Origin of the sequence: endosymbiont of Riftia pachyptila (vent Ph05), assembly GCF_000224455.1 — a bacterium.
GTDB lineage: Bacteria > Pseudomonadota > Gammaproteobacteria > Chromatiales > Chromatiaceae > Endoriftia > Endoriftia persephonae.
This window is the reverse complement of sequence record NZ_AFOC01000086.1, coordinates 1-10,891: the sequence shown is the minus strand read 5'-3', so window position 1 is coordinate 10,891 and position 10,891 is coordinate 1. Positions and strand designations below refer to the sequence as shown.

The 10,891-nt window shown below is 60.4% G+C and carries 12 protein-coding genes; 11 read left to right on the top strand and 1 reads right to left on the bottom strand.

Going from position 1 to position 10,891, the window contains the following annotated elements; translation table 11 throughout:
* Positions 1-279 precede the first annotated feature (279 nt).
* The 11 genes from RIFP1SYM_RS12700 to RIFP1SYM_RS12650 all read left to right on the top strand — a co-directional run bounded on the left by RIFP1SYM_RS12700 (position 280) and on the right by RIFP1SYM_RS12650 (position 8,721).
* Positions 280-498, top strand: coding sequence for a hypothetical protein (locus RIFP1SYM_RS12700; protein WP_039960461.1), 219 nt, complete (start codon positions 280-282; stop codon positions 496-498).
* A gap of 113 nt (positions 499-611) precedes the next feature.
* Complete coding sequence (locus RIFP1SYM_RS12695) at positions 612-1,100, top strand: hypothetical protein (protein ID WP_240992110.1); 489 nt, start codon at positions 612-614, stop codon at positions 1,098-1,100.
* A gap of 67 nt (positions 1,101-1,167) precedes the next feature.
* Complete coding sequence (locus RIFP1SYM_RS12690) at positions 1,168-1,512, top strand: hypothetical protein (RefSeq protein ID WP_005965340.1); 345 nt, start codon at positions 1,168-1,170, stop codon at positions 1,510-1,512.
* Between the two features lie 98 nt (positions 1,513-1,610).
* On the top strand, positions 1,611-2,711 hold the full coding sequence (locus tag RIFP1SYM_RS12685; RefSeq protein ID WP_005965338.1) for a DUF6094 domain-containing protein: 1,101 nt from the start codon (positions 1,611-1,613) through the stop codon (positions 2,709-2,711).
* A 341-nt stretch (positions 2,712-3,052) separates the two neighbouring features.
* Positions 3,053-3,376 carry a hypothetical protein gene (locus RIFP1SYM_RS12680; RefSeq protein ID WP_039960460.1) on the top strand — a complete coding sequence of 108 codons (324 nt, stop codon included), beginning with the start codon at positions 3,053-3,055 and terminating at the stop codon, positions 3,374-3,376.
* 97 nt (positions 3,377-3,473) lie between these two features.
* Complete coding sequence (locus RIFP1SYM_RS12675) at positions 3,474-3,989, top strand: JAB domain-containing protein (RefSeq protein WP_005965336.1); 516 nt, start codon at positions 3,474-3,476, stop codon at positions 3,987-3,989.
* A gap of 90 nt (positions 3,990-4,079) precedes the next feature.
* The gene (locus tag RIFP1SYM_RS12670; RefSeq protein ID WP_005965334.1) at positions 4,080-4,712 is read left to right on the top strand and encodes a hypothetical protein; all 633 of its coding nucleotides are present in this window, start codon (positions 4,080-4,082) and stop codon (positions 4,710-4,712) included.
* A 116-nt stretch (positions 4,713-4,828) separates the two neighbouring features.
* Entirely contained in the window at positions 4,829-5,248 is a 420-nt protein-coding gene (locus RIFP1SYM_RS12665) for a DUF6573 family protein (RefSeq protein WP_005965332.1), read from the top strand.
* 8 nt (positions 5,249-5,256) lie between these two features.
* Positions 5,257-5,475, top strand: coding sequence for a hypothetical protein (locus RIFP1SYM_RS12660; RefSeq protein ID WP_005965329.1), 219 nt, complete (start codon positions 5,257-5,259; stop codon positions 5,473-5,475).
* A gap of 97 nt (positions 5,476-5,572) precedes the next feature.
* A complete protein-coding gene (locus RIFP1SYM_RS12655; RefSeq protein ID WP_050798767.1) occupies positions 5,573-5,962 on the top strand; it encodes a hypothetical protein in 390 nt (129 codons plus the stop codon).
* A 467-nt stretch (positions 5,963-6,429) separates the two neighbouring features.
* Positions 6,430-8,721 carry a DEAD/DEAH box helicase gene (locus RIFP1SYM_RS12650; protein ID WP_039960458.1) on the top strand — a complete coding sequence of 764 codons (2,292 nt, stop codon included), beginning with the start codon at positions 6,430-6,432 and terminating at the stop codon, positions 8,719-8,721.
* Positions 8,722-8,925: 204 nt separating this feature from the next.
* Here the strand turns inward: RIFP1SYM_RS12650 and RIFP1SYM_RS18265 are convergent.
* Positions 8,926-10,891: hypothetical protein (locus tag RIFP1SYM_RS18265; protein ID WP_039960457.1), on the bottom strand; the 1,966-nt coding region annotated here is incomplete at its 5' end.

Below are 10,891 nucleotides of genomic sequence, written 5' to 3'. Positions count from 1 at the left end.
CCNTGCCGGCCTCGCCGGCACCCTTGCCTGCCCCGCTGTGGGTGGGCGCCCTGAAAGCACTTTTGTCTGGCCGGGAAGGAGGTGCAGCGGTCCCAATTTCACAAGGGGACCGTCGGTCTTTTTTCAACATCCCTGTCCGGGAGTCTCCACTCCCGGTCCGGGGGTCGGTTTCTCCTGGGCGGTCTTCCGCCTCCCTGCGGGGGTCCACCAAAGCGGCCTCCCACAGGCTGTTTTGGGGACCTCCGTCGTGGAGGCACAACCAAAACAGAGGAGAAAACCATGTCACTCAAGACCCCCGAACAGGTAAATCTGCAATCCAGTAACGGCCTGCTGAGTATCGGCAACACGGCGTGCCGCATCGAACCGCTTTCCGAGCGAATGGATGCCATCACCGAAACACCCGATACGTCTTGCGCGGCCGCTGCTCCGTTCCCCGAGTTCGAGATCGAGCTGTTGAACCAGCACGGCATCGAGGGGATACACATCTACTTCAACTGAGGATACGGGCGGCCGCCAGGCCGCCGTTCCTTCCATTGACCCCGCGGGGCATCGCCATGCCCCACGGGGCCGTGGTGCGCCCCGCTTTCATTCAATCCGAAAGGAGGTACACCATGGGATGGCTGTTCACATACGGCGCCAGCAAGGCCGACATCATCCGCGACTTGACCGCACCGGAAGAGAACGAGACGCGGCGCTGGGAAACCATCGCCCACTGCGTGCGCGGCAACGTGCTCTGGGCGGTGATTGAAATCACCTACAAGCAGGAGAACCGCCGCAAGCGGTTCATCGCCTGCTACCTGCTCGCCAAGCAGGATGGCTGCGGCTGGGGGTACAAGGACATGGAGGAATCCATGCATCCCTATTACTACTCCTGTCCGCTGAAGTACCTGGATATGGTACCGGTCGCCAACGCCGACTGGCGCGACCAGGTCCGTGCCTACCACCGGGACCGCAACCGGAAGGTCGAGATCGGCCAGAAGGTCGGCATCAAGGGTTCCACCATACCGTGGGTGGTCATCACATCAACGCGTCCGTTGACCGGCGAGTACGGCGGCAGGCGCTATCGCGTGCCCCGCAGCATGCTCGGCGACGTGCTCTGACCACCGTCATCACCCAATCGAACCGGCGACTGACACGCCGGTCGTTTGGGTTTCAAGGGAGGCTGTCATGTACGACTACCGTGAACGCGAACGGCGATTTCTGGATGCCTGGAAGCGTGGCGTCCTGTTGGCAGGCCAGGACTGTTTCAGGGTGAAGTCCCCGACGGTCGAAGCCGCCACGCACAAGCGCCAACTCGAGCCCGATTGGGACTACATCGAGGAGACCATCACGGCACGCAGTCGCGGCGAAGCCGCGTTTCTTGCTGCGATGTGCTCGTTCTACAACGCCGAGTGGGGCCAGTCGTTGCTGGTCCGTGCCGGCTATCCGAACCTCTGCGACCTGGCCTCGAAGCTGGATGAACCCCATGCGGTGATCGTCGCGGAGCTCTTTCTCAACTACCCCGGGTGGTAATCACCCGGACACATTCTTTCAACCCGGTCGGGGCGCACACTCCCCGACGGGGGTGCGCTTCTCCGGCCATGTAACACACCAACGAAAGGAGAAGCACAATGGCTTTGATGTTCCAGCGCCTGGCGCGCAACTTTATCAAGAACGGGTATTTCCCGACCGACGCCGAGACCACGCGACGCGTGTTGTCGGCTCTACAGCCCGGGGATACGGGGCAATTTCGCATCCTCGATCCCTGCTGCGGCGAGGGCGTGGCTCTGGCCGAGTGCAAACACCACCTGGGTGCCGACCGGACCGAGGCCTTCGGCGTGGAGTACGACGAGGAGCGGGCCTGGCACGCCAAGGGTATTCTGGACCGCTGCATCCACGGCGACGTGCAGGACTGCATCATCGGCAGACGCCAGTTCGGCCTGCTGTGGCTCAACCCGCCCTATGGCGACCTGGTTGCGGACAAGGCGGCGCTGGCCGGCTACTCGGGCAAGGGCCGCCCCCGGCTGGAGAAGCTGTTCTACAGCCTGTCCAATCCGTGGCTCGCCTTCGGCAGCGTACTGGTACTGATCATCCCCGGCTACAGCCTGGACCGGGAACTGGCGGGATGGATCGCCACCCACTTCGAGCAGGTACGGGTGTTCAAGGCGCCGGAACAGCGCTTCAAACAGGTGGTGGTATTCGGCGTTCGCCGACGCACCGCCGGCGCCACGGGCATCAGTGAGACCCGTACGATGCTGGAGGCGATTGCCGCCGAACCACCCCCGGTGCTGCCGGAGCGTTGGCCTGACGCGCCCTACGTGGTGCCGGCCGCGCCCCAGGGTGAGGCGACCTTCGTCTACTCACGCATGGACCGGCGTCAGCTCGCCGACGAACTGGCGCGTCACCGCGGCCTGTGGGAGCGGTTCGAGCTGGTGTTCGGCGGTACGGGGCGAGGCTTGCGCCGACCATTGCGCGCGCTCTCGGACTGGCACCTGGCGTTGGCCCTGGCCGCCGGCCAGGTGTCCGGCGTGGTGCGCGCCGCCGACGGCCGGGTGTATGTCATCAAGGGCGACACCCACAAGGAGAAGGAGGCCAAGGTCGAGGTCGAGGAGAAGCCCAATGGGCGCATCACCGAGACCCGCATCCTGACCGACCGCTTCGTGCCGGTGATCCGGGCCTTGGACTTCACACCGGGCAGCCCGAGCTTCGGCCAGGTCCTGGTCATCCGTTGACGATGTCCAGGACGGACGAATGCCGCGGAGGCCATGGATGGCCGAGAGCGGTGAGGAAACGACATGGCGCCGCCGCCCGGCGGCGTCTGTCTCAAACCTCAACGCAAACGAAACGATGGGGCTTGCGACAGACGTGTTCTTTACCGTCGCCGTTGCGGCTTCAACGGCACCCTTGCAGGTGGGACACCTGCGCCCAAGCGCCTTCGCCGGACCGTGCAACAGGCGCAGCGATTCTCGAAATCATCGGTCCATTTGTCTTTTCTCAACCCGGTCGGGGAGCGCACTCCCCGTTGGGGCGAGGCCTCCTCATTCAACTTCAACCACTGATAAGGAGGTGCTCCATGAATAAACGCGTACTTGGCATCGTGCAGTTCAAAGCATGGCTCTGCACAGCCGTACTGGAAACATACAGCGATGGGCGTCCGGCAATCGCCTTGTTCGATTGCGAAGACGGTTCCCCGGTCGCTTGTGCGACGGTCAATGTCCCGGAAGTCCCGTTGGCGATCGACGAGATCATCATAAAGGACTATTCGGAGAACGCCGGGATGCTGGACGCATTGGTCGCAGCCGGCATCGTCACGACGACCGACAAGACTGTGCCCCTCGGTTTTACCGTTGGGCATGTGTGCAGATTGGCGAATGCCGACATACCGGTAGCGCTTTGAATCAACCGCCGCTGTCTGGTCTGCGGCAACCACCCTCGCGGGGAGATCGACTCCCCGACGGGGGCTCTCCCCGCATCCATCGACTGCGGAGGAGACCATGATGCAGAACGTCTTGCCTTTAACCCCCGACGCTGGCGACCGGTTCGCGGAGATCCGGCCTTCGGAACTCAGTGAAACCGAGCAGGCGTCACTCGTGCGGCTGGCACTCGCGGTGCTGCAGGCGCGCCATCGACCCGGGGAGTACCTGAGCAACCCGGACGCCACCCGCGATTACCTGCGACTGCTTCTGGGCGAGCGCAGGAACGAGGTGTTCGGGACGCTGTTTCTCGACAACCGTCATCGCGTGCTGCGTGTCGAGGAGCTGTTCCAGGGCACCCTGGACGGTGCCTCGGTGCATCCACGGGTCGTGGTGCAACGGGCGTTGGCGTGTAACGCCGGGGCCGTGATCTTCTACCACAATCACCCGTCCGGCTTGCCGGAGCCGAGTCGTGCCGACGAGGCGCTGACGCGGAAACTCAGGGACGCGCTCTCTCTGATCGAGGTGCGCGTCCTCGACCATATCGTCGTCGGATGCGAAGGCACCGTGTCCTTCGCTGAACGCGGCTTGTTGTGACGATCTCAATCCACCCCACCGGGGAGTCGCTCCCCGGCCGGGGGCGTCTCTGACCGGTTTCTTGACCATCAACCGAAAGGAGATAACCCCATGAACACGCTCAATCAACGTGACGCAACACGGCCTGTGCTCATGCCCATCCTGGATGCGCCCGGCCTGTTCGCCGACGCTGTCCTCACCGACGAGGGGGGCAACCTGTTGTTCCTGTCGCTGTGGGGCCGGGACACCGCCGTGCAGGAGTTCCGTGCACGGCTGTCACTGCCGGTCCGGGAAGGCGGCCTGGACAACTTCCGCCTGGATGGTGACGGCGCACCGTTCGTGCAGGTGGGCAACCCGGAACGGCTGGTCACCGACTCCGGACGTACACCGCCGCAGATGATCTTCGGCAGCCTGGTTCACCTGTGGCTGTACGACCGTCTGGCAGTGGAGCCGGACCGTGCCAACCGGCGCGCGCTGTTGCTCTATCGGCCGGAAGACGCATCGACGCCCCAAGGGAAAGCGTCGCTCAGTCATCGGCTCTGGTCGCAGGTCACCGAGACCTGCCACCTGCCGATTCTGCCCGAGTGGCGCGACACCGTGCTCGATGCCTTCGAGGCCGCGGGCTGGATCAAAACCCTTCAGGGCGTCGGCCTGGCTGCCTATGCCCTGGACCTGGGTGACGACGCGGTTGAAACCGTTGTCAGCCAACTCATCCGGGAACGCCGTCTGACGGCCACCGGCTGATCGACCGTACCGGGGGATGCAGCCCTGCGCCATCCCTCATTCCACCCCACCGGGGAGACTTTCGTCCCCGGTGGGGACGGTGGTCTCTCCATTCATCAACCGAAAGGAGAACCATCATGAACGACAAGCAAGCCATCGCTGAGCTGTTTGGTGGAGTCATCCACGCCTACACGCGTGCCCAGGCCATCGAGGACGGGGTATTGGTGGATGTGTCGGAGACGGCCCGCGAGGCCGGTTTCCGCTGGCCGGTGGCCCTGACCCGGGCCGCCTGGGCGGACTGCGTCGCCTGGACGGAGGACGATAACCACCGCCAGGTCTACCAGGACGAGTCCGGCCGCCTGTGGGATGTGCTGTGGATGGCGTTCAATGCGATCCGCGGCGCCGCCGCCGGTGAATCGCAGATCGTGTACCAGCTCTATCGCGTGCCGCGAGACGGCAAGAGCGTTGAGGCGCGGCTGACGGCGCTGAAACTGGTTGCCGGGCCGGGTGACGCCGGCGAACCGGTGGTGACCATCATGCTGCCCGGGGAGGACTGACCATAACCATGGACGACCTCGTCCGACAGCGCTACCCCCGGCTCATCCGGGCCGTTCAGCGGGGCAACCGGTTGAGCGAACCGGAAGCCGTCAACGCCCTGGTGGAGTACGGGATCTTCGGCATCACCGACGATACCGTCTCGGAAGCGACCGCCCCGCTGGGCGGTCCGCTGGCGGCCATCCGACAGGGTTTCCGCAACCGGCACCGTCTATCGACACAGCGGTAAACAGGCGTCTTCGACGTCACACCGTTCCCACCCCGCGGGGAGACTTCCGTCCCCCGTGGGGTGGTGGTCTCTCCACCCATCCAACTGGAGGACCATCATGAAATACGTTGTGCAATACACGCTCCCCTACGAGCACCGGGTCGTGGTCGGCATCGAGGCCGAAAACAGAGAGGCTGCCACCGCCAGGGCTGAAGCCTTGTTCGACGAGGGCGAGATCTGGCAGGACACCGCCGAGGTGCCGTTGCTGTTCGACGACTACGAGGAAACGGGCGACAGCCCTCTCATCTTCACCGTCGAGCAGGAACTGGACGCCGATGCCCCCTGGCCGGAGGCCGACGGCAGCGTTCACTACCTGCGCCGGCGTGAGGCGGCATTCACGGCCGCACGGTTGCTGGTCGACGCCTACCGCCGCGGCGAGGAACGCGGTGGCAGCATCGACTGGGACGATCTGAACCAGGCCTATGAAGCCGCCCTGAAAGCCGTGTGAGGAGGTGAAGCGATGAACCGTCTATCAACTGTTCAAAGCGAAGCCCTCACGCGAGCGCGGCGTCATTTCGGCCGGTGCTGGAAAGCGAAGCTCAGGCAATGCTGGCTCCATGCGAGCTATCCGCCCGAGCTGAGCGATGTGGCGCCCCATTTGCAACACCTCAGAAACACGCTCGGCCCAAGCGGTCTGAGCAGGCTGAAGTAACCAGCCGGCCCCGCTCTCGCGGGGCCTTTCCCGAGCACCGGTTGGCCGATGCTCTGGAAAGGCCTTTTCACCGTGGCCGTTGCGGCTACAACGGCACCCTTGCAGGTGGGACACCTGCGCCCGAGCGCCTTCGACGGACCGTGCAACAGGCGCAGCGATCATCTGATCGCCGGTCCATTTTGTTACTCAACCCACACGGGGTGGATTCATCCCCGTGCGGGGTGGTCTGCCCCTCGATTTTTCAACCTGACAAGGAGCAGACCATGAGCGCAACTGCAGAAACGCTTCAACTCGACATCGACGTATCCAACATCATTCCGCTGTCCCAGTTCGTCTCCGACTTCGGCGATGGCCTGCTGGAGGCGGTCACCCGGCAAAACCCGCCGGTCTACGACGGGACGCCCGATCCGCGCCGCGACGCGGTGATGGAGGTTCTCAAACGCAAGCCGTTCCCGGCGCAGCGGGCGGTGGTACAGGCCGTGACCCGGTTGTTGGTGGACGAGGCCGAACAGGCCGCGGTCATCAACGCAGAGATGGGCACCGGCAAGACCATGATGGCCATCTGTACCGCCGCGGTGCTGCATGCCGAGGGCTACCGGCGCACCCTGGTGATCGCCCCACCCCACCTGGTCTACAAGTGGCGGCGGGAGATCCTGGAGACGGTGCCGAACGCCCGGGTGTGGGTCCTCAACGGCCCGGACACCCTTCGCAAGCTGTTACAGCTTCGGGCGTCACTGGAACAAACGCCGACCCATCGGGGTCCGGAGTTCTTCATCATGGGCCGCGTGCGCATGCGCATGGGTTTTCACTGGAAACCCGCCTATGCGGTACGCAACGTCCACATGCGCGAGCACACGGAGCGGGGCAACGATGAATCGCCCACCTTCGTGCGCACCGTGCGCTACGCCGCCTGCCCCGCCTGCGGGACGACGGTGGTCAACGGCGACGGCGATCCGGTGCCACCGGAGCTGTTCCCGGCGGAACGCCGTCAGGCCTGCAGGGAGTGCGGTGAGCCCCTGTGGACGCTGATGCGGTCGGGACGCAAGCAGAAGAGCCGGCGCGAGCTGGTTCTCGAGGCCATGTGCCAGCTACCCACCATCGGCCCCAAGACGGCGGACAAGCTGGTGCGAACCTTCGGCGAGGACCTGCTGTCGGGGATGCTCGCGGACAACGTCCACGAGTTCATCAACCTGATGGACGCCGACGGTGAGTTGGTGTTCTCCGACCGCCAGGCGGCGCGCATGGAGCGTGCCATGGCGACCCTGGAGTTCTCCTTCGGCCAGGGTGGCTATCAGCCGACGGAGTTCATCAAGCGTTACCTGCCGGATGGGTACTTCGACCTGCTCGTGGTGGACGAAGGCCATGAGTACAAGAACGACGGCTCCGCCCAGGGCCAGGCCATGGGCGTGCTCGCCAACAAGGTCCGCAAGGTCCTGCTGCTGACCGGCACGCTCATGGGCGGCTACGCCGACGACCTCTTCTACCTGCTGTGGCGCATCATGCCCCGCAGGATGATCGAGGACGGCTACCGCTACAACGGCCGCGGCAGCCTGGGCAGCGCGGCCATGGCCTTCATGCGGGACCACGGCATCCTCAAGGACATCTACAAGGAGTCCGAGGGAGACAACCACCGCACCGCCCGCGGCAAGCGCATGACCGTGCGCACCGTCAAGGCGCCGGGGTTCGGTCCCAAGGGGATCGCCCGCTACGTGCTGCCGTTCACGGCCTTCCTCAAGCTCAAGGACATCGGCGACAAGGTACTGCCACCGTACCACGAGCATTTCCAGGAAGTGACGATGACGGCCAACCAGGCCGAGCGGTATCAGGCCCTGGAGTCCACGCTCACGGCCGAGCTGAAGGAGGCCCTGCGCAAAGGCGACAACAGCCTGCTGGGTGTCGTGCTCAACGTGCTGTTGGCCTGGCCGGATACCTGCTTCCGGGAGGAGGTGGTCAAGCATCCGCGGACCCGGCAGCTGCTGGCGTTCGTGCCGTCGATCCTCGGCGAGTCCCCCTCTCCGAAGGAAGCGGAGATGCTGCGCATCTGCCGGGAGGAGAAAGCCCGGGGGCGCCGTGTGCTGGTCTACACGACCTACACCGGCACCCGCGATACCTCTAGCCGGCTCAAGGGTCTGTTGGAGAGCCATGGCCTCAAGGCCGCAGTGCTGCGGGCCAGCGTGGACACGAGCCGGCGGGAAGACTGGATCTTCGACCAAGTCGACCGCGGGGTGGACGTGCTCGTCACCAACCCCGAGCTGGTAAAGACCGGTCTGGATCTGCTGGAGTTCCCGACCATCGTGTTCATGCAGACCGGCTACAACGTCTACACGTTGCAACAGGCCTCCCGCCGCTCTTGGCGGATCGGCCAGAAGCACCCGGTGGACGTGTATTTTCTCGGCTATGGCGAGACGGCACAGATGGCGTGCCTGTCGCTCATGGCCAAGAAGATTGCGGTGAGCCAGTCCACCTCCGGCGACATGCCGGAAACCGGCCTGGATATCCTCAACCAGGATGGGGATTCCATTGAGGTGGCCCTGGCTAGAAGGCTCGTGTCTTAACCGTCATTCGCCCAGCGCAATCAGCGCTGGGCGTTTATTATTATCTGTGTGTACATTCCCCTTAATGTATCACCAACCGCTCACATTCACCCTATATACAGTCACCTGCCATAGCTCCATCGTCAACTGTACAAGTAGCAGAATTATCAGACATATGAACCCAATTTGTGCAGACTTCAACTGTCGGTCGTAAACCACCATCTCTCAAACGACCAAACAAAATAGTCGGAAATCATCACTATCGGTGACATCAACAAATGCTGTGTCACATGATAGCTGAATAATTTGAATATTCATCAACCAGCTTTCAATATGCCATGCATTAGAACCGGTGCTGGTTACCTTGATATCTCTACTCTCTACCGATGCATCATTAACATAAATCATCAGAAGATCACTGTTTGCCTTATCACGCACCTCAAGCCGTCGTTTACCAGGTAGTAACATGACCTCAATATCTACAGAATCATGTTGACAGGTCAAGACGACCCGACCTTTAAACGCTTGTCGCGCCGGCAATACAAATGACGTTGATTGTGATAAATTATCCTGTTCCTCTTCATCGTCTTGTTTCCTATCGGAATCACTCTCTATAGATTCCGATTTCTTAATGCCATTAGCCAGCCCTTCTTCGCCGCGACCAATTACCTTGGCCGCTCTTCCGGTCTCAGCAAATAGCGCGTCTATTTCATTGAACTCAAGTTTTTCTAAAGGCGGATATTCTTCGCTTGGGATCGGTAACCCCCAGTCTGCAGAACGACGCTTTGCTTCCGCGAACCTCTGATCTCTGCGCTTTGGATCTACGTGACCAAGAGCAGCCTGGCGTTCCTTACACTTAAGCCAACGCTGTTTAGCGTTGTGCTCTACATTCTGATCAGCACCCCATAATTTAGACTTGTATATCAATTCATAAAAAGCCAATGCATTATCCATGCGCCCCGCCCTTTCCAGCGCTGCACCTACTTCCTCCGACGTCAATAACTGCCGAAGCTCCCTGCTGTGCTTCTTAACGATGGACAGAATCCTTCCTGAGATAAATTTTTCATCCGCACCTTGCTCAACCAAACCTTGATCACGCGCCAGTAACTTGATCAATCCTGCTTCCGCCGCAATCTGCATTGTTTCATCAGAAAATAGCGTAGACAGAACAGTAATTTCAGTTTTTTCTTTCCTAATATCTTCAATTACCTTTCTAAATTCCCTTCTATCAACACAAGCTTTTAGATAAGATCCCAAAAGCAGCTTAGCCGCATATACCCCCAACTTAGAATCTGGCAATGATTTAAGCAGGTGTCGCATTTCATGCCACGAGCCCAGTTTCTTAACCAACGTTACCGCCAGTTCGAACTCATTTTTGTCTACCAAAGAGTCAAGGACAATAGTGTATTGATCCTCATCCAAATCATGGTCAAGATTGTTCTTATATTCCCTAACTATCGCATCGCAGTCATTAAGCATACCGTACCATTGCAACGAGTGCGGATATGGTGTTGTTAATGCCCTTGCTCGTAGAATAAACTTTGGCTCACGCGCCTTATCATGACCAGAGGCGTCATTCCATACCTCCAGAGCCACAACATGGTCATCCGCATTGTAAGCTAATAAAGACAGTTCTCTAGAACGAATGAGCGTTACTAACTTATCCTTCTCAAGGCGCATCAATATGCGAAGAACCTCTTTATAAATATTACGATCAATTTCTCCAGCAACCTCAGTATTATCTACCAAGGCAGAAACAGCTTGTTGCAATACATCCTCCCAGTGAGAACATTCAAAGTATTTTATTAGCCGCTCTGGACCCGCCTCACTTAGCAACCGTAGAAACTCCTCTATATCTTCTGGCCTCCTAGTACCATTCATAAAACGGGCTGCTAGAACAAATGGCGAATTGGAGAACCGTCCAGGGTCTCTTGCCATCATTTCACTTATCTTGTTATAAGACTTTGCCTCCCAATAACACCTAATTGCGTCTGCTAATTCACCAAGTCTCTCATAGGCAGCGGCAGCTTCTGAAAAGCTTCCATCAATTTCATGGATTAAGGCAGTACACCGCTCAACTTTTTCCTTATCATCTAGCGCATCATATTGATTCCTGGCAAGCTGAAGAAGATAGGAGCTTCTCTCCAAAGCTCCTTGGCTGAAAAATCTATCAGCCAATGCCTTGGGATCA

Bases quoted from the DNA above. Each gene is read 5' to 3' on its own strand.
- RIFP1SYM_RS12685 (WP_005965338.1), top strand. From the start codon at position 1,611: ATGGCTTTGATGTTCCAGCGCCTGGCGCGCAACTTTATCAAGAACGGG.
- RIFP1SYM_RS12690 (WP_005965340.1), top strand. From the start codon at position 1,168: ATGTACGACTACCGTGAACGCGAACGGCGATTTCTGGATGCCTGGAAG.
- RIFP1SYM_RS12700 (WP_039960461.1), top strand. From the start codon at position 280: ATGTCACTCAAGACCCCCGAACAGGTAAATCTGCAATCCAGTAACGGC.
- RIFP1SYM_RS12670 (WP_005965334.1), top strand. From the start codon at position 4,080: ATGAACACGCTCAATCAACGTGACGCAACACGGCCTGTGCTCATGCCC.
- RIFP1SYM_RS12695 (WP_240992110.1), top strand. From the start codon at position 612: ATGGGATGGCTGTTCACATACGGCGCCAGCAAGGCCGACATCATCCGC.
- RIFP1SYM_RS12655 (WP_050798767.1), top strand. From the start codon at position 5,573: ATGAAATACGTTGTGCAATACACGCTCCCCTACGAGCACCGGGTCGTG.
- RIFP1SYM_RS12660 (WP_005965329.1), top strand. From the start codon at position 5,257: ATGGACGACCTCGTCCGACAGCGCTACCCCCGGCTCATCCGGGCCGTT.
- RIFP1SYM_RS12650 (WP_039960458.1), top strand. From the start codon at position 6,430: ATGAGCGCAACTGCAGAAACGCTTCAACTCGACATCGACGTATCCAAC.
- RIFP1SYM_RS12680 (WP_039960460.1), top strand. From the start codon at position 3,053: ATGAATAAACGCGTACTTGGCATCGTGCAGTTCAAAGCATGGCTCTGC.
- RIFP1SYM_RS12675 (WP_005965336.1), top strand. From the start codon at position 3,474: ATGATGCAGAACGTCTTGCCTTTAACCCCCGACGCTGGCGACCGGTTC.
- RIFP1SYM_RS12665 (WP_005965332.1), top strand. From the start codon at position 4,829: ATGAACGACAAGCAAGCCATCGCTGAGCTGTTTGGTGGAGTCATCCAC.